Annotated in this window: 23 protein-coding genes and 2 pseudogenes; 15 read left to right on the forward strand and 10 right to left on the reverse strand. The window is 25.5% G+C overall.

What is annotated here, in order from left to right:
- Nucleotides 1-759 (reverse strand): glutamate racemase, encoded by a 759-nt coding sequence (murI, locus tag D3Z33_RS03235; protein WP_160196341.1) that lies wholly within the window; start codon nucleotides 757-759, stop codon nucleotides 1-3.
- Nucleotides 760-1,161: 402 nt separating this feature from the next.
- On the opposite strand from murI, the gene D3Z33_RS03240 reads away from it, so the two are divergent.
- The gene (locus D3Z33_RS03240) at nucleotides 1,162-2,058 is read left to right on the forward strand and encodes a cobalamin-dependent protein (protein WP_160196342.1); all 897 of its coding nucleotides are present in this window, start codon (nucleotides 1,162-1,164) and stop codon (nucleotides 2,056-2,058) included.
- Here the strand turns inward: D3Z33_RS03240 and D3Z33_RS03245 are convergent.
- Nucleotides 2,055-2,399, reverse strand: a complete 345-nt coding sequence (locus D3Z33_RS03245) for a hypothetical protein (RefSeq protein ID WP_160196343.1) — start codon at nucleotides 2,397-2,399, stop codon at nucleotides 2,055-2,057. The two genes, D3Z33_RS03240 and D3Z33_RS03245, sit on opposite strands and share 4 nt — an antisense overlap.
- A gap of 154 nt (nucleotides 2,400-2,553) precedes the next feature.
- Between D3Z33_RS03245 and D3Z33_RS03250 the strand changes: the two genes are divergently transcribed.
- The 7 genes from D3Z33_RS03250 to D3Z33_RS03280 all read left to right on the forward strand — a co-directional run bounded on the left by D3Z33_RS03250 (nucleotide 2,554) and on the right by D3Z33_RS03280 (nucleotide 10,613).
- Entirely contained in the window at nucleotides 2,554-2,997 is a 444-nt protein-coding gene (locus D3Z33_RS03250; protein WP_160196344.1) for an FHA domain-containing protein, read from the forward strand.
- Between the two features lie 25 nt (nucleotides 2,998-3,022).
- Nucleotides 3,023-4,252, forward strand: a complete 1,230-nt coding sequence (locus D3Z33_RS03255) for an FtsW/RodA/SpoVE family cell cycle protein (protein WP_160196345.1) — start codon at nucleotides 3,023-3,025, stop codon at nucleotides 4,250-4,252.
- Entirely contained in the window at nucleotides 4,245-5,678 is a 1,434-nt protein-coding gene (locus D3Z33_RS03260; protein ID WP_160196346.1) for a peptidoglycan D,D-transpeptidase FtsI family protein, read from the forward strand. The genes D3Z33_RS03255 and D3Z33_RS03260 overlap by 8 nt, the downstream gene beginning before the upstream one ends.
- Nucleotides 5,679-5,760: 82 nt before the next feature.
- Entirely contained in the window at nucleotides 5,761-6,591 is an 831-nt protein-coding gene (locus D3Z33_RS03265) for a BglG family transcription antiterminator (RefSeq protein WP_160196347.1), read from the forward strand.
- A gap of 139 nt (nucleotides 6,592-6,730) precedes the next feature.
- Nucleotides 6,731-7,414: a glucose PTS transporter subunit IIA gene (locus D3Z33_RS03270; RefSeq protein ID WP_160196348.1), complete on the forward strand. Its 684-nt coding sequence runs from the start codon at nucleotides 6,731-6,733 to the stop codon at nucleotides 7,412-7,414.
- Nucleotides 7,415-7,435: 21 nt separating this feature from the next.
- Complete coding sequence (gene ptsP / locus D3Z33_RS03275) at nucleotides 7,436-9,142, forward strand: phosphoenolpyruvate--protein phosphotransferase (protein ID WP_160196349.1); 1,707 nt, start codon at nucleotides 7,436-7,438, stop codon at nucleotides 9,140-9,142.
- 94 nt (nucleotides 9,143-9,236) lie between these two features.
- Nucleotides 9,237-10,613, forward strand: coding sequence for a UDP-N-acetylmuramoyl-tripeptide--D-alanyl-D-alanine ligase (locus D3Z33_RS03280; RefSeq protein ID WP_160196350.1), 1,377 nt, complete (start codon nucleotides 9,237-9,239; stop codon nucleotides 10,611-10,613).
- Nucleotides 10,614-10,634: 21 nt separating this feature from the next.
- Here the strand turns inward: D3Z33_RS03280 and ddlA are convergent, their stop codons facing one another.
- Together ddlA and D3Z33_RS03290 are read right to left on the reverse strand one after the other, a co-directional pair.
- Entirely contained in the window at nucleotides 10,635-11,723 is a 1,089-nt protein-coding gene (ddlA, locus tag D3Z33_RS03285; protein ID WP_160196351.1) for a D-alanine--D-alanine ligase, read from the reverse strand.
- Nucleotides 11,724-11,877: 154 nt separating this feature from the next.
- Nucleotides 11,878-13,101, reverse strand: coding sequence for a DEAD/DEAH box helicase (locus D3Z33_RS03290; RefSeq protein ID WP_160196352.1), 1,224 nt, complete (start codon nucleotides 13,099-13,101; stop codon nucleotides 11,878-11,880).
- Between the two features lie 193 nt (nucleotides 13,102-13,294).
- On the opposite strand from D3Z33_RS03290, the pseudogene D3Z33_RS03295 reads away from it, so the two are divergent.
- Nucleotides 13,295-13,894: pseudogene (locus D3Z33_RS03295) on the forward strand (ABC transporter ATP-binding protein); the annotation flags it as partial.
- A 203-nt stretch (nucleotides 13,895-14,097) separates the two neighbouring features.
- On the opposite strand, the gene D3Z33_RS03300 reads toward D3Z33_RS03295, so the two are convergent.
- Both D3Z33_RS03300 and D3Z33_RS03305 read right to left on the reverse strand, forming a co-directional pair.
- Nucleotides 14,098-14,652: a hypothetical protein gene (locus D3Z33_RS03300; protein ID WP_160196354.1), complete on the reverse strand. Its 555-nt coding sequence runs from the start codon at nucleotides 14,650-14,652 to the stop codon at nucleotides 14,098-14,100.
- Nucleotides 14,653-14,900: 248 nt separating this feature from the next.
- The gene (locus D3Z33_RS03305; protein WP_160196355.1) at nucleotides 14,901-15,071 is read right to left on the reverse strand and encodes a hypothetical protein; all 171 of its coding nucleotides are present in this window, start codon (nucleotides 15,069-15,071) and stop codon (nucleotides 14,901-14,903) included.
- 135 nt (nucleotides 15,072-15,206) lie between these two features.
- Here D3Z33_RS03305 and D3Z33_RS17085 point away from each other — a divergent pair, with 135 nt between their 5' ends.
- On the forward strand, nucleotides 15,207-16,817 hold the full coding sequence (locus D3Z33_RS17085; protein WP_160196356.1) for a recombinase family protein: 1,611 nt from the start codon (nucleotides 15,207-15,209) through the stop codon (nucleotides 16,815-16,817).
- Nucleotides 16,818-16,888: 71 nt separating this feature from the next.
- Here the strand turns inward: D3Z33_RS17085 and D3Z33_RS03315 are convergent, their stop codons facing one another.
- Nucleotides 16,889-17,830 carry a hypothetical protein gene (locus tag D3Z33_RS03315; RefSeq protein WP_160196357.1) on the reverse strand — a complete coding sequence of 314 codons (942 nt, stop codon included), beginning with the start codon at nucleotides 17,828-17,830 and terminating at the stop codon, nucleotides 16,889-16,891.
- A gap of 194 nt (nucleotides 17,831-18,024) precedes the next feature.
- On the opposite strand from D3Z33_RS03315, the gene D3Z33_RS03320 reads away from it, so the two are divergent.
- A complete protein-coding gene (locus D3Z33_RS03320) occupies nucleotides 18,025-18,405 on the forward strand; it encodes a hypothetical protein (RefSeq protein ID WP_160196358.1) in 381 nt (126 codons plus the stop codon).
- Nucleotides 18,406-18,551: 146 nt separating this feature from the next.
- On the opposite strand, the gene D3Z33_RS03325 is transcribed toward D3Z33_RS03320, so the two are convergent.
- Nucleotides 18,552-19,091: a dihydrofolate reductase family protein gene (locus tag D3Z33_RS03325; RefSeq protein ID WP_160196359.1), complete on the reverse strand. Its 540-nt coding sequence runs from the start codon at nucleotides 19,089-19,091 to the stop codon at nucleotides 18,552-18,554.
- A 67-nt stretch (nucleotides 19,092-19,158) separates the two neighbouring features.
- Nucleotides 19,159-19,560: an AAA family ATPase gene (locus tag D3Z33_RS03330; RefSeq protein ID WP_160196360.1), complete on the reverse strand. Its 402-nt coding sequence runs from the start codon at nucleotides 19,558-19,560 to the stop codon at nucleotides 19,159-19,161.
- Nucleotides 19,561-19,719: 159 nt separating this feature from the next.
- Here D3Z33_RS03330 and D3Z33_RS03335 point away from each other — a divergent pair.
- The 3 genes and pseudogenes from D3Z33_RS03335 to D3Z33_RS03345 all read left to right on the forward strand — a co-directional run.
- Nucleotides 19,720-19,914 (forward strand): annotated as a pseudogene (locus D3Z33_RS03335) (spermidine/putrescine ABC transporter ATP-binding protein); the annotation flags it as partial.
- Nucleotides 19,904-20,713, forward strand: a complete 810-nt coding sequence (locus D3Z33_RS03340; protein WP_160196362.1) for an ABC transporter permease — start codon at nucleotides 19,904-19,906, stop codon at nucleotides 20,711-20,713. The pseudogene D3Z33_RS03335 and the gene D3Z33_RS03340, both read left to right, overlap by 11 nt.
- Nucleotides 20,714-20,935: 222 nt before the next feature.
- Complete coding sequence (locus D3Z33_RS03345) at nucleotides 20,936-21,367, forward strand: DUF3997 domain-containing protein (RefSeq protein WP_160196363.1); 432 nt, start codon at nucleotides 20,936-20,938, stop codon at nucleotides 21,365-21,367.
- Between the two features lie 20 nt (nucleotides 21,368-21,387).
- On the opposite strand, the gene D3Z33_RS03350 is transcribed toward D3Z33_RS03345, so the two are convergent.
- The gene (locus D3Z33_RS03350; RefSeq protein WP_160196364.1) at nucleotides 21,388-22,380 is read right to left on the reverse strand and encodes an NADH:flavin oxidoreductase; all 993 of its coding nucleotides are present in this window, start codon (nucleotides 22,378-22,380) and stop codon (nucleotides 21,388-21,390) included.
- Nucleotides 22,381-22,551: 171 nt separating this feature from the next.
- Here D3Z33_RS03350 and D3Z33_RS03355 point away from each other — a divergent pair, with 171 nt between their 5' ends.
- Complete coding sequence (locus D3Z33_RS03355) at nucleotides 22,552-23,433, forward strand: putative selenate ABC transporter substrate-binding protein (protein ID WP_160196365.1); 882 nt, start codon at nucleotides 22,552-22,554, stop codon at nucleotides 23,431-23,433.
- Nucleotides 23,434-23,441: the final 8 nt, after the last annotated feature.

Raw genomic sequence — 23,441 nt, forward strand, 5'->3', positions numbered from 1 at the left:
CTATTTACTTTGTAATAAATTTAAATATTTTACTAATATTTCATTGTCTTCTTTACCAGAAATATAAAATGTTATTTTATCTTTTTTCTTATCTTCAAATCTGTCTTTTATATTCAATAAATTTTTCAAATGATTTATCGTTCCATAATTACCATCTATTATATCAATAGTATTTGGAAGAACTTTTTTAAAAAATTCTTTGTAATAAGGAAAATGTGTACATCCTAATACTACTGTACCATATTCATCTAAATTAAATTTTTCAAATTCTTTTCTTAAATAAGAGATTATTACATCTTCTTCAAAAATAAAATTTTCTGCATATTCTACTAACTTAGGTAATGGTAAAGAGTCTACTATGTCTCTAGAATTTAGTCTTGTAACTAAATCATTAAATTTCTTTTCCTTTAAGGTTAAAGAAGTTGCTGTAACTATAACTTTCTTATCTTCTGAATTTTCTACTGCAGGTTTTACTGCAGGTTCCATTCCTATTATAGGAAAATTATATTTATCTCTCAAATCCTTCACTGCAATACTTGTAGCTGTATTACATGCTATTATAAGAGCATCTATATTTTTAGTACTTAAAAACTCTACTACATCAAATATATATTTTTTAACTTCTTCTTTAGGTTTTGTACCATAAGGAACATTTAACTTGTCTGCATAATATATATATTCTTGCCCTGACAACTGTGTTAAAGCTTCTTTTAATACAGTTATTCCTCCTACTCCTGAATCAAATATACCAATTTTCATAATTTTTTTCCTCCATAAAACTTTATATATTAATATTATAGAGTATACCCCTTATTTAGACAAATATAATTTTAAAATAAAAAATATCAACACTATTATAGTATTGATGCTCTTTGCATATTACTCATTTTATTTTTATTATTTTCTTCAAATTTATTATGAGGTCTAAAATAAAACATTTAAGATATATTATATCCTAAATTATATTCAGCGCCATTATACACATTTATATTTTTCTCTTTCCCAATCAATGCTCCTTGTATTATTTGGTACAAGGACTAGAGTATATATAGAAGGGTCTTCTAACAGTATCTGGCTATTACCTATTTCATAACCATTATTTTCATATAATTGAATAAATATTACATAGTGTGTTATTATATATAAGAGGAGCTGAATATTATGAATATTTTTGGTAAAAGACTTAAAAAATTAAGAAAAGATTATTCATTAACTCAAAAAATATTAGCGTCAAAATTAGGAATAGGTCAAACTACCATAGCAAACTATGAGAATGGTTCTAGGTTCCCTAATCAACAAATTTTAAAAAACTTTGCGGATTTTTTTAATGTTTCAATAGATTACTTAGTAGGAAGAACAGAAAACACAAACACTTTAAGTTCAACTTCTACTAATATAAATAAAGATAATATAAATTTTTATAAGCTTTCAAATCTCTATTTCATGAATTTAAAACAAGAAAATATTTTTAAAGCTACTAATTTATTATTAGAACTAGTTAGTAAAAATATAAAACTTGAAGATATCTATCATCAAATAATTGAACCTTCATTAGTTAAAGTAGGTGATATGTGGGAAAAAAATGAACTAACTGTAGGTGAAGAACACTTTTTTACTGAAGCAACTAAAAGGATAATGTCAAGTATTTATTCACAATATCCAATTATTGAAATTAAAAACTTAAATGCTTTATTTTTTTGTGCACATGGTGAAAGACATTCTATAGGAATTAGAATGGTATCTGATATTTTAGAACAAAATGGATGGAAAGTATATTTTTTAGGTACAGATTTGCCTATTGATAGTATCTTAAGTATGATTAAAAATAAAAAAATTGATTTAATAGCTATATCAACTACAATGGACTATAATATAAATAGTATTAAATCAATGATTAAAAATATAAAACTAAATTGTGAAAATAAAGATATTAAATTTTTAGTAGGTGGTAAACCTTTTAACCTTGATAAAACCCTAGTGAACTTTGTCGGAGCAGATGGATACGCTAAAAATTGTAAACAAGTAGTAAAAGTGGCTAACTCTCTTATTAAAAATTAAGCTAATAATAATGCCCCAAAAAATCCACAAATCATATATAGTGGTAAAAATGGTAATACAAATATACTCCAATTTACTACTGCAAAAAGTACTAGCCATATATCAATTACATTGAATAATGATATCCATAGCTTATTTAAAAATACTTTAGAAAGCATTCCTGACAAAATACTAGCTATTGGTAATATTGCAAAAATAGCTGCATAATTTATAATTAATTCTCTACCCTCTTCACCATTAAAAAAACTAAAATCTAATATTTTATATGTTATAAAAGAAAAAATAATGCCAATAATAGTAGGACCTATTATTTTTAAACCTATAATAAAATTTTTATTCATTAAAATCTCAACTCCTTATAATATTATTATACAATAAAATTTCTTTTCTGTAATCTATTCTTAATATGATTTAAATACAATTCTCCTTTAAGTTTACTCCTTTTTCTTATAATATGATAAAATGTAATAGAAATAAATTAAAGAAGGTGATTTTATGTTTGATATCGTTTGGTCAGGTATTTCATCAGTATTTAGATATATCTATATTCTTTTAATCTATCTTTTTATGTTTTGGATTATAAGACTTATATATTTAGATATCAAAGGTATAAAAAATAAAGAAATTAGAGGCGATACATATTTAAAGCTTATCAATAGGAAAGACTCTCTACCATTTAAAGTAGATGAGTTTTATTCTTTAGTATCAAATGTAACTATAGGTAGATCAAATGGAAATAAAATAACAATAAAAGATCCATATATTTCTAAAGAACATGCTCAAATAATAAAAGATAAAGATGCTTATTTTCTAGAAGACCTAAATAGTGCAAATGGTACTTATGTCAATAATATAAAAATAAATAATGCTATAAAACTTTCTAGTGGTGATACAATTACAATAGGAAGAATAAATTTCTTATTTGTAATTGAAGAATAAGTTTATTTTTAGTGAGGTGTAATTTATGTTTAATCGTTCAATTAGTTTTAAGACACCACATAATTTGTTATTGATTTTAAATCTATGTAGCTTATCTTTAGTTATGATTTATAATAAAAGTTTTGATAAGTTATCAGTAGGTGTAATATTTGGACTTACTATTACAATTTACTTATCTAATATAATGCTACATAAAATTTCTTCAGGTGACAATTATATATTATTGATAGTTAGTATGATGATGAGTCTAGGTATAATAATGATTTACAGAATAGATCCAGAGCTCGGTTTCAAACAAGTTATATGGTATATGTTAGGTATAGTTACTTTCTATGTTACGTATTTTATAGTGAAAAAACTACCATATTTAAGTAGATGGATGTATTTATATATTGGTTTATCTCTTGTTCTATTTTTATCTACTTTAATATTTGGTAGCACAATAAATGGATCAACCAATTGGATCAAAATAAAAGGGTATAGCTTTCAACCTGCAGAAATAATCAAAATACTATTTGTATTCTTTCTTGCAGCTTATTTTGTAAATAGGGATAAATTCGAAAATAAATATATTTTATCAGGTATAGTTTATGCTAATATTGGATTCCTATTTATTCAAAGAGACTTAGGTTCCGCAATGCTCTTTTATCTTGTATTCTTAGTAATTTTTTATGTTTATGAGAATGATAGGAAATTTATTTTATTAAATATGGGTGGAGCTTTATTTATGGCTCTTATAGGATATTTTTTATTTAGTCATGTTCAAGTGCGAGTTTCAACTTGGATAGATCCATGGAGTGATATATCCGGTAAAGGCTACCAAATAACTCAATCTTTATTTGCAATAGCAGAAGGTGGATTTTTAGGAACAGGTCTTGGTAAAGGTTACCCTAACTTTATACCTGCAGTTCAAACTGATTTCATATTTTCAGCTATTATTGAAGAGATGGGTATCTTAACAGGTATAGCTGTTATAATGCTATTTTTAATATTAATATATAGAGGTGTAAAGATTTCACTAGAACAAAAAGATAGCTTTTTCAGAATTATAGCTCTTGGTATCACATGTATGTTTGGATTTCAAGCATTTATAATTTTAGGAGGAGTTACAAAATTAATTCCTCTTACTGGTATAACTCTTCCATTTCTAAGTTATGGGGGAAGCTCACTTATTATGAGTTTTGCGTCCCTTGGAATTTTACAAGTGGCCTCAGAATATATTCATCCAATTGAGGAGGAAGATTCAAATGAATAAAGAACAAAAAAGAATAATTAGAGTACTACTTTTATTAAGTACACTTTTTATATCTTTAATTATATACTTAACATACTTCACAATTTTTAAAGCCGATGATATTAAAACAAGTAGCTATAATAAAAGACCCAATGAAAAGGCATATGTCTTACGCGGTTCCATATATGATAGAAATCAAAAAGTACTAGCCTATAGTACAAAAGATGATAATAAGGATCAAACACGACATTATGAATATGGAAATTTATATAGTCATATTATTGGATATGATAATAATAGATATGGTAATACTGGTGTTGAAAGAACATTTTCTTCTAGTCTTACACAAAGCAATATAATAGATGATGTAAAAAATGTATTTTTCCAAATATTAGATAAAACTGGTATGAATAAAGATAAAGTACCAATTGATAGAGAAACTAAAGGAAATTCACTTGTTTTATCAATAGACCATGAATTGCAAGAATATACAAAGCAAAAATTAGGAAATAAAAAAGGATCTATAGTAGCCATGAATCCTAAAAATGGTGATATATTATCCATGGTAAATTTTCCTGATTTCAACCCTAACTCTATAGAAGAACTTCTTGAAAATAAAGAAAGTCAAAAAGATGGACAATTTATGAACCGAGCTACTCAAGGTTTATTTCCTCCAGGGTCAATTTTTAAAGTTATCACATCAACTTCAGCATTAGAAAATGATGTAAATACCAATTTTTATTGTGAAGGTCAAATAAAGATTGGTGGAAAACCAATAGGTGATTATAATAATACTGCCCATGGAAATGTAGATTTAAAAGAATCACTTACTGAATCATGTAATGTGGCATTTGCTCAAATAGGCGTAGAATTAAGTCAAGATACATTACTAAAAAAATCAGAGGATTTTATGTTTAATAAAAAAATTCCATTTGATATATCTACTAAAAAATCAAGTTTTCCAACAAAAGATATAGACAAAGCAGCTATTGCTTCTACTTCTATTGGTCAAGGAGAGTTATTAGTTACTCCTTTAAATATGGCACTTATGGCATCCTCCATAGCAAATGATGGTAAAATGATGAAGCCAAGATTAGTAAATAAAGTAATTGATTCAGATAACAATGTAGTTAAAGAATTTGAGTCTGAAACTTTATCCACTGTTACTACTCCTGATATTGCAAATAATGTAAAAGACATGATGGTTTCAGTCGTAGATAATGGAACTGGAAAAAGAGCTAAAATTAACGGAATTAAAATAGCTGGAAAAACTGGAACTGCTGAAGCTGGCAAAAATAAAAAGGACCATTCATGGTTTGTTGCATTTGCACCAGCTGATGATCCTCAAATTGCTGTAGTTGTATTTCTTGAAAATGATGGTGGAACAGGAGGAACTACTGCTGCTCCAATTGCTAGAGATATAATTAAAAGAGCTTTAGGTTACTAAATGAATTCTATTTGACTTTTAACAACTTTTTTATTAAAATAAAATTTAATGTATGGTGTTAACATTTTCCGGAGGATAATAAATGGAAAAATATAAAATATTAAAGATATTAAGTAATAATGTTGTATTAGTTGAAAAGTCTAAGCAAAATTATATCTTAGTTGGTAAAGGTATTGGTTTTTCAAGAAAAAAAGGCGATATATTTAAAGATACTAAAAATATTGAAAATACTTTTATATCACTTGAAGGAATAAATCACAGTGAATATGATAACCTAATTTCTACTGTTGATCCTAAAATAATAGAATTAACACAAGATATTATAAATATAATTTCCAAGGAAATAAATGAAAATTTAAACCCTAATTTTCATTTAGCTTTAATCGATCATATAAATTTTACAATTAAACGTTTAAAAGAAGGTATAGATATAGTAAATCCATTTTTATCAGAAACCAAACTTCTATATCCTAAAGAATATTATTTAGCTCAAAAATCTGTAGAAATACTTATAGATAATTTAAATATAGATATTCCAGAAGCTGAAATAGGATTTATAGCTTTTCATATATATGGAGCAACCAATAATAAAACTAAAAATGAGGCTTTTAAAAACTCTAAAATTATAAATAAAATTATAAGTTATGTACAGATAAAAATGAATATAAATTTAGATAAAGATTCCTTTAATTATGTTAGATTTGTAAATCACCTTCGTGGTGTATTAGGTAGAATAAAAACTCATAAGTCAATTGAAAATATTTTCTTAAATCAATTGAAAAAAGATATTCCTTATGAATTTAAAATTGCTTATGATGTAGCCAAACTAATTGAAACTGACTCTAAATTAAAGGTTTCAGAAGATGAAATAGGATTTATGGCATTACATTTATATAAGTTAAAATTAAGTTAATAAATAATTAGTGTGTTACTGATTAGATCAGGCATGAGCTAAACAAATATAATATTATCTAATATTATATTAATTAGTTCATGCCTTTTTAATATAACAAAGTTATATAAGGAGGTGAATTTTTATAATTAATGATCTTTTGATTGCATTAGGAAGTCATAAAAATATTAAAGATGTTGATGCATGTATTACTAGATTGAGATTAAAACTTCATGACTCATCATTAATTGATAAAAAAAAGCTTGAATCATTAGGTGCATCTGGAGTAATAAATATAGATGAACAAAACATTCATGTGATTTTTGGTATAAAATCTGAAGACTTAAAAGAAAATATAAAAAATATAATATCTACTTCACCACAAACAAAAGAATTAATCTTAAAATCTCCCCTTGCAGGAGATATAGTAAATATTGAAGATGTTCCAGATCAAGTATTTGCACAAAAATTCTTAGGTGATGGCGTTGCAATCAATCCTAGCTCAAATATTGTAACTTCACCAATAGAAGGAACTATTACACAATTATTTCCTACAAAACATGCTATATGTATAAAAGCAGAAAGCGGTGTAGAAGTTTTAATTCATATTGGAATTGATACAGTGAAATTAAAAGGTAAAGGTTTTACTTCTTTTGTTAAAAAAGGTGATAAAATTAAAACAGGTAATGAAATTATGGAATTGGATTTAGATTTCATAAAAAAGCATGCTAAATCAATTATAACTCCAATTCTAATTACAAATATTAATAGTATAAATGGGTTTAATATAATGACTAAGGGTAAAATTAATAATAAAGAAAATTTATTAAAAATTTATTTATAAAATTTATGAAGGAGTGTTTTTATGTATACAGGTACAAGTGCTTCCCCAGGAATAGCTTTAGGAAAAGCTCTTATTTATGAGCAAGAAGAATTAATTATAGAAAAAAAAGAAATAAACTCAGTTAAAGAAGAAACTAATCGTTTTGATGAAGCCTTACAAATATCAAAAAAAGAATTAAAAGAAGTAAAACAAAAAGCATTAGAAGAATTAGGTGAAGATAAAGCAGCAATATTTGAAGCACATCTTATGGTATTAGATGATCCCGAACTAATAAATAGTACTAAATCAAAAATTGAATCGGAAAATTTAAATGCAGAGTTTGCATTTAAAACAATAATAGATCAGTTTATACAAATGTTTGAATCAATGGATAATGAATATATGAGAGAAAGAGCTGCAGATATAAAAGATGTGTCTGGTAGAGTTCTAAGACATATTTTAGGTAAAACTGTAGTAGATTTAGCTAATCTTGAAGAAGAAGTTATAGTCGTTGCTTCTGACTTAACTCCATCAGATACTGCTACTATGAATAAGGAAAAAGTATTGGGTTTTTTAACTGACATAGGAGGTAGAACTTCCCACTCTGCTATAATGGCAAGAAGTCTTGAAATACCTGCAGTAGTAGGTTTAAAGGATATTACTAAAAAAGTAAATAATGACGATTATGTTGTTTTTAACGGAGATACAGGTGAAATAATTGTAAATCCAGATATAGAAACAAAAGAAAAATATAAAAAATTAAAAAATGATTATGAAAATATGAAACGTGAGTTACAACAATTAATTGGAGAAGAAAGCATAAGTGATGATGGTAGAAAAGTTGAAATAGCTGGAAACATAGGTACACCTAATGACATTGAAGGTTTAGAGAATAATGATGCTGAAGGAGTTGGATTATATAGAACAGAATTTCTATATATGAATAGAGATAAGCTTCCTACTGAAGAAGAGCAATTTGAATCATATAAAAAAGTTTTAGAATCTATGAATCCAAAGCCAGTAGTTATAAGAACTCTTGATGTAGGTGGAGATAAAAATTTACCTTATTTAGAACTTGAAAAAGAAATGAATCCATTTTTAGGATATCGTGCTATTAGATTATGTCTTGATAAAAAAGAAATATTTATTACTCAATTAAGAGCACTTTTAAGAGCAAGTAAATATGGTAAACTACGAATAATGTTCCCTATGATTTCCTCTCTAGAAGAATTATTAGAGGCAAAAGAAGTTTTAGAGAATGTAAAAAAAGATTTAGATAGTGAAAATATAGAATATAGTAATGATATAGAAATAGGTATAATGATAGAGATACCAGCTGCTGCTGTAATGAGTGATATATTAGCTAAACATGTAGATTTCTTTAGTATAGGAACAAATGATTTAATTCAATATACAACAGCAGTAGACAGAATGAATGAAAAAATACATCACTTATATAGTTTCTTTAGTCCTGCAGTATTAAAACTTATAAAAATGACAATTGATAATGGTCATAAAGAAGGAATTTGGGTAGGAATGTGTGGAGAAATGGCTGGAGATCAAAAATTAATTCCAATACTTCTTGGTATGGGATTAGATGAATTTAGTATGAGTCCAATATCTATATTACCTGCAAGAAGATTAATTAGATCATTAAAATATGAAGATGCAAAAAGAATTGCTGATAAAGTTGTAACTATGGGTAAAGCAGAAGATATAGAAAACTATATGTCAGAAGTCCTTGATTAATTCAAGGGCTTTTTCTTTTTATAATACTTTTAATATTATAAAATATAGTTTAAAATAGTATATAGTTATAAACTATAGTATTTAGGAGGAAATTATGATAAATAAAACTTTAATAGAAATTAAAAATATGATAAACGCTTATGAATTAAAAGAAAAATTTAACGATATTATTATAAATGGTGTATCTAAAGACACTAGAACAATAACAAAGGGGCAATTATATATTCCAATAATTGGTGAAAATTTTGATGGTCATGATTTTATATATAAGGCAATAGAAAATGGAGCTGTAGCAACATTTTGGAATAAGAATCATCCTATCCCTGATATTGACTTTCCTTTTATAGTTGTAGATGATACATTAAAAGCTATTCAAAAATTATCTAAAGAATATAGAGATAGTTTAGATTTAAAAGTTATTGGTATAACTGGCTCAAATGGGAAAACTTCTACAAAGGATATATTATCAAGCATATTAAAAACTAAATATAAAACGTATAAAACTAAAGGCAATTTAAACAATGAATTAGGTGTACCACTAACTCTTTTATCTTTAAGTGAAGATACAGAAATAGCAGTAATAGAAATGGGTATGAGTTCTCTTGGTGAAATAGAACTTCTCACAAATATTGCATCACCAGATGTTGCAATAATAACAAATATAGGTACTGCTCACCTTCAAGATTTAAAAACAAAAGAAAATATCATAAAAGCAAAACTTGAAATAGTAAAAGGTTTAAATAATAATGGATTATTTATATATCATGGAGACGATGAAGACTTAAAAAAAGCAGTAAATAAATTAAATATTAATCAAAAGAAATTAACTTTTGGAAAAAATAAATTGAATGACTATATCATAGAAGAAATTTCTACAGATAAAGATGGAATTAATTTTAAAATAAAAAATAATATATCAGAAGAATTTTCATTACCAATGATTGGAAGTCATCAAATGTTTAATACAACAGCTGCTATAGCTGTAGCTAAGTATTTTGATTTATCATTTAATGATATCCAAAAAGGCCTAAATAACCTTGAACTTACTTCTATGAGAAATGAACTTATTCATGGGAAATGTTTTGATATTTTAAATGACTCATATAACTCTAATTTAGATAGTTCAAAGGCTGCTATTAAAACACTTTATTCTTTAAACAACTATAATCAAAAAATACTTGTATTTGGTGATATGCTAGAATTAGGGGATAAAGAAATAGATATGCATAGAGAAATTGGAGAACTTATAGACTTTAATAAAATAGATTATTTATTTACATTTGGTAATTTAGCTAATTATACTGCAGAAGCTGCCAAAAGAAAAACAAATAAAAAAATAATTTTCTCATTTGATGATAAAAACAAATTAACTTCTAAGCTTGAAGAAGTTTTAGAAGAAGGTTCAATCATAGTATTAAAAGGATCTAGAGGAATGAAATTAGAAGAAATAGCAAAAAACTTACTAAGTTAATATTAACTTAGTAAGTTTTTATTATAAAGAAGTTTTTAGTTCTTTTTCTTGATTATGTCTTTCTATAGCAAGTTGTATAAGTTTATCTATAAGTTCTTTATATTTTATGCCACTTACTTCCCATAATTTAGGATACATACTTATTCTAGTAAAACCAGGTATAGTATTAATTTCATTAACAATTATCTCACCATCATCTTTTAAAAATACATCTACACGTGCCATTCCTTTACAACATAATACTTTATAAGTTTTAAGTGAACATGATTTAATTTTCTCTATTTCTACCTCTGTTAACTTAGCAGGAATTTCTAGTACTGCTCCACTTTCATCTATATATTTAGACTCATATGAATAAAAGTCACTACTAGGAAGTATCTCTCCTGGTAAAGAGGAAATAGGATAATCATTTCCTAAAACTGAACATTCAATTTCTCTTCCTTTAATACTTTCTTCAACTATAACTTTATTATCAAATTCAAAAGCAAGTTCCATTGCTTTATAAAATTCTTGTTCATTATTAACTTTACTGATACCAACTGATGATCCTAAATTTGCTGGCTTTATAAATACTGGCATTCCTAATTTTTGCTTTACATCATTATAATTATACTTTTCACTCTTATTATATGATATAAAATCAGCTATAGATATATTACTATCTCTTAATAGTCTTTTCATAACATCTTTATCCATTCCAACTGAAGAACCTAATATATCTGCACCTACAAAAGGTATATTTGAAAGTTTAAGTAGACCTTGTATAGTTCCATCTTCACCAAACGGACCATGTAATATAGGAAATACTACATCTATATCATCTAATCTATTATATCCATTTAAATTTACTAATTGATTTTTATCTTCTCCAGGAATTATAGCTAATAAATTCTCTGATTTATTCAAGCTTATTGATGACGGATCATCCATATTGGATAAAAATTCATCATTTTCAATTAGATACCACTTTCCTTCTTTATCAACGCCTATAAGAATTACTTCATATTTTTCCTTATCTATAGCTTCAATTATATTTTTAGCAGATTGAAGTGAAACTTCATGCTCTGCTGACTTTCCACCAAATATTATTCCCACTTTAATTTTATTCAAAATAACTCTCCTCCATTAAAAATTAAATATTTTTTCAATAAATATTATAAAACCTAATAAAATTAATATTTCCATATTCCTACCTCAATTATATAATATTATCATAAATATGAGAATATTATATTCTATATATATGTCCAATTTTCCTTCTTAATTATCTTCTTTTATTAGATTTCTTATTTTTTCTATATTTACCCTTTGATTTGTTTTTTTTATAATTTTTATTCTTTTCTTTTTTATAACTTCTTTTTTGCTTTTTATTTTCTTTATCATTTTTCTTTTTTTCTATTGTTGTTTTTATAGTTTTTTCAATATTATTTAATGCAATTCTATCTTTTGGTGATACAAAAGTTACTGCTATTCCTTCCTCTCCTGCCCTTGCTGTACGTCCTATACGATGAATATAACTTTCAGGATCTTGTGGTATATCATAATTAAAAACATGGGTTATATTATTAATATCTATTCCACGTGCTGCAACATCTGTAGCTACAAGAAATTGTAATTTTGCATTTCTAAAATTTTTCATTACTCTCTCTCTTTTAGCTTGAGATAAATCACCATGAATTTCATCAGAGTTATATCCTTTAGATTGTAAATTTTCATTTAAAGATTTTGCTCGTCTCTTAGTTCTACAAAATATAATAGCTAAAAACGGATTATATTTTTCTATTGACTCAAGAAGTGAATCTAATTTACCTCTATCTGTTGTTTCAACAACTATTTGTTCTATTTTATCTATTGTTATATTTTTGCTTTCTATTTCTATCTGAACAGGATTTTTAGAATATCTTTTAGATAATGATCTAATACCATTAGGTATTGTAGCAGAAAATAGCATAGTATTTCTATCTTTAGGTGTTTTAGATATTATATCTTCAATATCATGTAAAAACCCCATATGTAGCATTTGATCTGCTTCATCTAATACAAGATACTTGAGTTTTCCTAAGTTTATAGTTCCTCTTCTTAAGTGATCCAATAATCTACCTGGAGTACCTATAACGATATCAATATTTCCTTTTAATTTTTTTATTTGAGAATTTACATCTTTACCTCCATATGCTGCAAGAATCTTTGCTTCATTTACTTCTGATAACTTTTTAGCTTCTCTAGTAATTTGTAATGCAAGCTCTCTAGTTGGAGCAACTATTAAAGCTTTTATTTCTGGTTTAGTAGTATCAATATTTTGCATAATTGGGAGCATAAAAGCTAATGTCTTACCTGTACCAGTTTGTGCTTGAACTACCACATCTTTTCCATTTAATATCTGAGGAATAGTTCTAGATTGTACTGGTGTAGGTTTAATTATTCTATTTCTTTCTAACACTTTTACTAACTCAGTATTAATTCCTAACTTTAAAAACTTATTATCCATTTTTTATCTTCTCCTAATAGTATTGTATGTTTATTTTATTATTTGATTGTTCTATTTATTTCATTCAATATTTTAATCATACTATCTAATATATCACTAATTTCCAATAATAAATAGTTATTTTTTAAAATCACACAAATAAATTTCAAGGAATAATATAATGTATCTAGTCAAATCGTAAGGAGGAAAAATAATGAGAAATGATAAAGTGTTAGAAATAAAAAACTTAAACATGACTTATCATTCTTTAGATGGAGAAACTAAAGCTTTAGATAATATATCACTTGATATATATAGAGGTGAAATAGTAGTATTAGTAGGTCCAAGTGGTTGTGGTAAATCAACTTTACTTTCAATAATTGCAGGACTATTAACTCCTTCTAGTGGAAATATTATAGTAAATAAATCAAATGATTCTATTAATGATACAGGATATATGTTTCAAAAAGATAATCTATTTGAATGGAGAACTATTAGAGACAATACTCTTATAGGTTTAGAAATACAAAATAAACTTACAGAAAAGAGAAAAGAATTTGTAGAGAATCTATTAGATACTTATGGATTAAGTGATTTTAAAGATAGTTATCCTAGTCAATTATCTGGTGGTATGCGACAAAGAGCAGCTCTCATTCGAACACTTGCTACAAAACCAGATTTTTTACTATTAGATGAGCCTTTTTCTGCCTTAGATTATCAGACAAGACTTGTAATCTCAGATGAAATAGGTCAGATACTAAAAAAAGAAGGGAAAACTGCTCTGATGGTTACACATGACATAGCAGAAGCTATGTTCACATAAAGATAGAAAAAATTTCTTATAATGTTCTAAATCTTCTAGTAAATAATAATTTCTCTATTATTGAGGTTTTATACTCATTGTTCGTTAATAGTGTAATTCTATAACAAATAATATAATATATAAATATTGCTTCCTATTTATACACATATATACTTCTTAGTTACATACCTTTTTAAAAATACACTTTACATTTATCACATGTATTCAATTACAAATATAAATATAAAACCTGATATTATTAAAAAAACTCCTGAAGATGGAAATACAGTTAAATCTATATCTTTAATCCTACTCATTAATTCTATTTTAAATTCTTTATAGAAAGATAAATCTCTTATAGATTGCAAGTTAATATCTACTGTATTTAATGATTCTGAATATGATATGTCTTTGTCATATTCTTTTAAAAAAATCTTGTCTTTTTTCTCTTCATACAATATACCATTTTCATCTAATATGTCCATCAATGTATCTACTACCATCTGATCATTAGTATTAGTTATAACATATATTCCTCTACCTATCATGATGACTATCCATAATGCAGGTAATACTACAAAATATATGATAAAGAAAATAAAATTAAATTCAATATCCATTTTCCTAATTTGCAACATAGGAAAAATCAACATAAATATATTTATATATTCTTTATTCACAATAAATTTTTTTCTAGTAATTAATATAATTCCACATAATATAAGTAAAATTCCTAAGAAAATAATAAATGTATTAAAAGTATATAACACTATCCCTCTCCCTTATTTATATTCTTTTTTTAAATCCTTAAATCTTCCAATAGTTCCATTTAATTTATTCCAAGCATAATTCCCAAACCTAACTTCTGACACTTTTTTATAATACAACACTACTTCCATGCTTTTTCAGCATAATATTCATATTTAAGCTATTATTTGGTACTTTATTTAATTTTATATAAAAATAAAATAAATAACAAGTAAAACTATATTTTTTTGGTAATATATTCTATTAATATCTAGTTGTTTATTATTAACTGATCTAATAAATCACTATACACTTTCATCCTATGATTAGATGGCAAGGAATTTATTTTATCGATTATAAGTTCAACTAGAGCTTCTGTAAAAATACCTTTATACTTTTCCTCATCTTCAATATCTAATATCACTTCTATATTATTATTCATTATGCTCTCCCCTTTTTAAAAACATATTTAAAAATCAGGTTGTACTATTCTATAGATTCTTACTAATATACTATTATCTCATTTAACTAATGCATAAAATATATTATTATATCTTATTTAATTAATTTTAAAGGGGTGAAAGTCATTTCTACTATTGCTATTTATGCTCGTAAATCAAAATTTACTAGTAAAGGTGAATCCAATGAAAATCAAATAAAATTATGTAAAGAGTATGCTTATAGTTATTTTCAAGTAGATGAAATAATTGTCTATGAAGATGAAGGTTATTCAGGTAGGAATACAGAACGCCCTAAATTTAAAGAAATGCTTAATTCTACAAATATAAATAAATTTGATGTTCTTATATGCTATCGTTTAGATCGTATAAGTAGAAATATTGCTGATTTTACTTCATTAATAGAGATTCTCCAAAATAAAAATATTGACTTTGTATCTATAAAAGAACAATTTGATACTTCTACTCCTATGGGTAGAGCTATGATGTATATATCATCAGTTTTTTCTCAACTGGAAAGAGAAACAATAGCTGAAAGAATTAAAGATAATATGTATGCACTAGCTAGAACTGGGAGATGGTTAGGTGGTAAAACTCCTACTGGATATACTAGTAAACAAATTTCTTATACTGATAAAGATGGTATAAACCGAAAAATGTATGCTTTAACTTCAGTTGAAAAAGAACTAAATTTAGTAAAAATGATATATAATAAATATCTCGAACTAGGATCACTAACAAAACTAGAGACTTGGACATTAGAAAAAAATATAAAAACTAAATCTAATAGATACTTTGATAAAGGTATATTAAAAATAATACTTAGCAATCCTGTATATGCTATGGCAGATAAAAAAATTTACAAATACTTTCAAAGTTATAATTCTGATATTGCTAATAATATTGATGATTTTAAAGGTACTCATGGGTTAATGGTATTCAATAAACACAAAGAAGAAAAAGGAACTGTTTATAGAAAGAAAAAAAATAATTGGATTATTGCAATTGGTAACCATAAAGGTATTATACCTTCTAATACTTGGATTAAAGTTCAACATCAGCTTGATATGAATAGCAAAAAGGCACCTCGATCTGGTACTAGTGAAATAGGTTTATTATCTCCTCTTCTCATCTGTAAAAATTGTGGCTCTAAGATGAGAATTATTACCTCTAGGAAAAATAATAAACTTTATTATTATTATAAATGCATTCTAAAAGAAAAATCTAAAGGCTATAAATGTAATATTAAAAATTTAAATGGTAAATTAGCTGATAAATATGTTCTTAATAAAATTACAGAGTTAGATTATATAGATATTGATATATATAAATATCTATATAATATGAAAGCAAGAATTATAGATCCATATTCAAAAACCAAATTGCAGAAAGAAAAGTTGTTATTAGAATTAGAAAAACATAAAAAATCTGTAAATAACCTTACTCTTCATCTTGCAAATAATACAGATTCTAAAGCTTCAAAGTATATAATTGAGCGAATTGAAATGTTTGATAAGATGATTAAAAATATAGAATCAGAAATAAAAAATATAGAGAAAGAATATGAAAACATAACTAAAGAAAATGATATTATATATAAACTATTATTATTAATAAAATCTTTTCCTGATAATGTAGATAAGTTAGAATTTAAAGAAAAGAAAAAATTATTACATAAAGTTATTTATAATATAGTATGGGATGGTGAAAAGATACATATTAAAATATAAATAGTATTTAAAATATATAATTAAAGATGATATTCATTATGAATATCATCTTTAATTTAGTATCAAAATTATTACTTCCAAATATAATATCCTTCTCCTTTTTCAACAATTTCATTATTATTTATATTAATAATATGTTGAATTTGGATCTTTATAACTTTTCCTTTATTTCCTTTAGGAATTGATAGAATATAACTAGGTCTATAATATCTTTCTTTTTCAATTTCTCCTAAAAAATCTGGAACTTCAGTTATTGATAAAATTTCTAAAGATTCATTATCTGCAAAAACTCTAATACTTTCTTCATTTAATTTAGGCCAAATATTTTTATCCTTTAAAAGATCTAATTCATTACCTAAGTTATCTTTTATTCCCTTTTTAGCTCTATTTAAAGACATAGGAGTAAAGTGTATATAGTCACTTACTTGCCCACCCCACATATTCACTCCATATACTTCCATTTGATCTATTTGTATTTCTAAATTACAATCTTCCTCTATATTAATATTATAAATCCAAGCTTCCAATGTTTCTTTAGAATAATTTTTTTCAAATATTCCAATTTGTTTTACCTTTTCAGATAAATATATTTCATAATTTCCTTTTTCATCTCCAATAGTTACAATATCTTCTTTAGTAACACTAATAACAGGATTTTTAACTGGTTGTCCATTAAAATACTTTACATTTCCATACAATTTATTTAGATTAATATCTATATTGTATTCTCTATCATCTATATCAACTATTATCTCATTTGGATTATTTAATGGTCTTTGTAATGTTATCTTCAACTCAAAATAATTATCTATAATATCAATTTTCTCATTAAATATTATTTGGTCTTTAAATATTAATTTTAACCTTTTACTTCCATTCTCAAATCCTATTCCCTCAATATAAATATAAGGTTCATTTTTCATATCCCATACCTGTTTCTTAGCTATATTTTCAAGTTTAGTATAACAACTTGGATTATTATTTAAAAATAAATTTATATTTGATTTAATCATACACACCTCTCTTTTCATAGATTCACAAAATTAAAATAATACTTCTAAATTAATTATTCCTCAATTAAACTAAAAATCCTCTATTTTTATCCCATTAATACTATAAGATTGTTTTGTCCTAAAAGTTATAAACCATATTCATATAAATTTTATATGGTATAATATAAAAAATGAGAAAATAAGGAGATTTATGGATGAATACAAAAAAATATATAATAACTTTACTTTTGTTAATTATATTCCTAAATGGATGTAATCTAGCTAATAATAATTTGATATCTAAAATATCAAATGAAAATATTAAAGCTGTTTTATTTGAAAGAGAAGGTGGAGCAACTACCTCAAAAAGTTATCAAATATCACTATTAAAAGAAAATGAAGAACTTAAAAATCATATGAAAGGAAATATTTTTAGTGCATCTAACATATGGAATTTAGATATTAAATGGCAAAATAGTAATTTATTAATAATAAGCTTTTCCACTAATGGTGATTCTGATATATACCAAAAAGTAGAAGAATTTAAGATAGATAATAAAGTGATAAAAATAAATTATAAAGAAAAGCAGAATTAATTCTGCTTTTCTTTATAATTTATTTAATTGAGTTATATCTGTTAATAGCCAATAATATATTAGAAATTTATCTGTTAATTCAGCTAAAAAAACTTTTTTGAAATTGTAACTTTTTATGAATTTGTAATACTGAATATATTAAAATATTATCTTCTAACATAAGTAAGTTCAACCATACCATCAACCGTTCTTGTCCCAATAAGTTTAAGTTTAATTTCTGGATTTTCTCCTATGAAAAGTGGAATCCCATCACCTAAAATTGTCGGTATTATTGTTATAATGTACTTATCTATTATGTCCTTTTTTATAAATTGATCAATTAGCTTTCCGCCACCAACAAGCCAAATATCTTTCCCCTGTTCCTTTTTTAGTTTTTTAATAAATCCAGTAACATCATCTACTACGAACTCTACTCTATTACTATTATCAGATTCATCTTTCCTTGTAGTTGCTACATAACACTTTTTACCTTCATAGACCCAAGTGCCAGGTGATAATTCATTAATAACTTGTTCATATGTAGTTCTGCCCATTACAACTGTATCTATTGAATTATAAAAATTATCGAATCCTAAATCAATATTTTCATTTCCACTACTGCCCATCAGCCAATCAACTTTACCATTATTCCTTGCAATATATCCATCTAAACTTGATGCAATATAAAGAATTATATTTCTATCCATTTTGTTTATCCTCCTCTTTTTACTTTCGATAAATGTATAATAACATATTATATAATATATATTATACTTATAAAGAAAATTTATCTTTTATCATCTGAGCTACTTGTTCAGGACATATACTAGTATTATTTATCCTCATATAGTTTTCTTGATTAATTTCACCTTCATAAGAATTAAGACGGTATTTTTGTTCTAATGCTTTAAAACGATTTTCTGATTGTTCATCAAAAGCCCACATATAAGTAAATATCATTCCATATAAATCACTTTTAGAAACCTCTTCAAATATCTCTTTTCTAAATAAATTAACTAACCTTTTTCCTTGAGAGGTATTAAAATTAAAAAAGTTAGATACCAAATCTATAGTCATATGATTATGAAAAAGCTTAAGCCCTGTTATTTTTGATAATTCTTGACCAACTGTCATCTTTCCAACAGCATGAGGTCCAAATATTACGACAAATTTCATGCTATTTCTCCTCCTAAATTATAGTATTAGTCATTAAAATATTTTATTTATTATTTAATTTTACCTTGAATTAATATATTCTCTAAACATCTACAAAACCCCTTCTTTTTTTCATTTTATTCATTTAATTATAAATATTAATTTTTATACCTTTATGTAGACATAGCAGAAGCTATATCCATGGCAGATAGAGTTGTAGTTCTTACAAATAGACCTGCTAAAATTAAAGATGTCATAGATATTAATCTCACTTGTCCAAATTGTGATAGAAGTCCTATGAAATCTAGAGAAGCTCCTGAATTTAAAGACTATTTCAATAAAATATGGAAGGAGCTAGATATTCATGTTAAATAACAAAGAACAATCTAATGAGCATAAAAAATATATAAATACTATTAAAAAGAAAAAAAGAAATATTAGAATCACTCAAATTTTAATAATTATACTTTTTTTTGGTGTATGGGAACTCCTTGCCAGGTTTGAGTTTATTGATTCATTTTTAACTAGTTATCCTTCAGCTATGTGGAATCTATTTTTAAATTATGTTAAAGATGGATCATTATTTCATCATATTGGAATATCTTTAATGGAAAATATAGTAGGATTTTTAGGTGGTACTATATTAGGTATTCTTATTGCTATATTATTATGGTGGTCAGATTTCATATCAAAAGTATTAGATCCATATCTAGTTGTTTTAAATAGTCTACCAAAAACTGCTCTTGCTCCAATTATAATATTATGGGTTGGTGCAGGATATTCAGGTATAATAGTTACTGCCATATCAATTTCAATTGTAGTTACTATAATGAATGTTTACAGTGGTTTTGTAGAAGTAGATTCTGAAAAGATAAAAATGCTTAAAACATTTGGAGCAACAAAGTTTCAGATTTTAAGAAAACTTATAATTCCATCAAGTGTACCATCTATGATAAATTCTCTTAAAATAAATATTGGACTTTCATGGGTAGGTGTTATAGTTGGCGAGTTTCTTGTATCTAAAGCTGGTATTGGATATTTAATAGTCTATGGTGGGCAAATATTTAAATTAGATTTAGTTATGATGAGTGTAATGATTCTTGCAATATTAGCAGCTGTAATGTATCAAGGAGTAGCTCTTATTGAGAAGAAATATATGAAATGGAGACAATAAAAATTGTCTCCATTTCAATTTAAATTCTGAGATACTTTGTAAATACAAGCCTACATTAAAAACTAATGTTTTACATATATTTTATAAATCCTTCTTTATATTAAAATTAAATATCAAATTTTCTTTTAAATATACCCTATGACATTTTAAATTTGACATAATATTTAAAAATAATTTAAAAACTTATATTTAGTGATATAATTAGTTGGAGGAGGTTTTAGAATGAAAACTAAAAAAAATTTATTTATAATTTTAATCATAGCAATGTTTAGTATTTCAGGTTGTGCTCAAACTGATACTCCTAAAGAGTTAAAGTACTCATATGATTTAGTAGACAATTTCTTCTTATATAAGTCAAATGATGATATTGTTGGAATAGCTATTAAGTCAAATGATTCAAATGAAAATGAAGAAAAGAAAAAAATAATACTTGAAAATATTTCAAAAGTTTCTTGGAATGAAAACTTCATATTAGCAGAACAAATTGAAAGAATACAATTAGGAAAGGAAGAAAAAAAGATCTATTGGATTATCAATTCTAATACTCAACAAATATATGGCCCTAATGAATATGAAGAATTTAATAATCAAAGAAAAGAACTAAACATAGATGAGAATTTAGAACTTAAAAGTCCAGATAGTTATAAAAAATAAGATTGTGTAAAAACACAATCTTATTTTAAACTTTGTATTCCATTTTTTGCCCAATTAGAATCTTTTAATATAGCTCTACCTACTCCTATTAAATCAGCTTTATCTTCTTTTAATAACTTATCTGCTGCTTTAATATCAGTTATACCACCTGTCAATATAACTGGAACATTTACAACTTTCTTTATTTCTTCAGTAAGTGGCGAAAAATAACCTTGTACCTCTTTGTTCTCCACACCATATCCATTAAATCCTCCTGATATATCCAAAATATCTATACCTGCTTTTTCAAACTCTTTTGAAGCAATTAAACTTTCATCTAGAGTTACTCCACCTTCCCTATAATCTGAAGCACCTAATCTAAGTAAAAGTAGAAAGTCTTCTCCTACTGCTTTCTTAACTTCATCAATAATTTCTAGATGAATTTTAATCCTTGATTTTAAATCACCACCATATTCATCTTGTCTTTTATTGGTAATTGGTGACAGAAATTGACTTAACAAATATCCATGAGCTGAATGGATTTCTACACCATCAAAACCAGCCTTTTTAACTCTTAATGCAGCATCTTTAAAACCTTTTATTATTTCTTTTATTTCATTTTTAGTAAGTTCATTAGGAACTAATTCACTTCTAGGATGAGCTATAGCTGAAGGTCCCACTGCATTCATACCTGTTACACTCTTTTTAGATGCACTACCTGCATGATTAATTTGCATAATTGCTTTCGAACCATTTTTATGAATAATATTTGATAAATTTCTAAGACCATCTATTACCATATCATCAGAAATTGAAAGCTGATTATCACTTGCTTTACCTTGTTGAGAAATGTAACTATGTTCAATTATTATTAATGATATATAACCTCCTTTTGATTTTTCATCATAGTAATCAATTATTTCTTTACTTATCTTCCCATCGTCTTCTGACTTACCTGTAGCCATAGGTGGCATAACTAAACGATTTTTAAGTTTTATATTTTTTATATTTAGTGGTTCCAATAAACTTGACATATAATCACTCCTTATATATATTATATACTTTTTTGATAATTATAAAAAAGTATATAATATTATAAAATTTATCTATATAGAAATATATTCTATAGATAATATAAATTAGACAATTCCAATAGGTTTACTGTAGAATAATATATGTTAATTATATTTTATAAGGAGGTTATTATGAAAAAAATTATTATAATACTATTATTTTTATTGACTACAATTTCTATTACTGCTTGTGGGGATAGTGATGCAAGTAATAAAAGTAATGATGATAAAGTTTTTAAAATTGGAGCTATACCAGATCAAAACACCTCAAAACTAAACAGACGTTTTGAAGATTTAGCTAAGTACATTTCTGATGAAACTGGTCTCAATGTAGAATATGTTCCTACAGTAGATTATTCTGCATTAGTAACTGCATTTGAAAGAGGAGAGATTCAATTAGGTTGGTTTGGAGGTCTAACAGGTGTACAAGCTAGAAGTTCTGTAAAAGGAGCTGAAGCTATAGCTCAAAGACCAAGAGATGAAGAATTTCACTCTGTATTTATTGCACAAAAAGGTTTAAGATTAAAAGAATTATCTGATATAAAAGGATATAGTTTTACTTTTGGAAGTGAGAGCTCAACATCAGGTCATTTAATGCCTAGACACTTTTTAATCGAAGAAGGAATAGATCCAAATCAAGATTTTGATGGAGAAGCAAATTATTCTGGTTCCCATGATAAAACTTGGAAACTTGTTGAGTCAGGTGCATTTTATACAGGTGCATTAAATGAAGCTGTATGGGAAGCAGCTGTAGAAGAAAATAAAGTAGATTTAGATAAAGTAGAAGTATTTTATACCACTCCAGCTTATTATGATTATAATTGGACAATAAATAATGTAGATGAGAATTTTGGTAAAGGAACAAAAGAAAAAGTTAAAAATGCTCTCCTTTCTATTGATGAAGAACAGAAAGAAATAATGGAATTATTTGAATCAGAAAAATTTATTGAAACTAAAAATGAAAATTATAAAGCTATAAAAGAAGTGGCTGAAAAATTAGGAATAATTAAATAAGGTTGAAT

Origin of the sequence: Senegalia massiliensis, from assembly GCF_009911265.1 — a bacterium.
In the GTDB taxonomy this organism is placed as follows: Bacteria; Bacillota; Clostridia; order Tissierellales; family SIT17; genus Anaeromonas; species Anaeromonas massiliensis_A.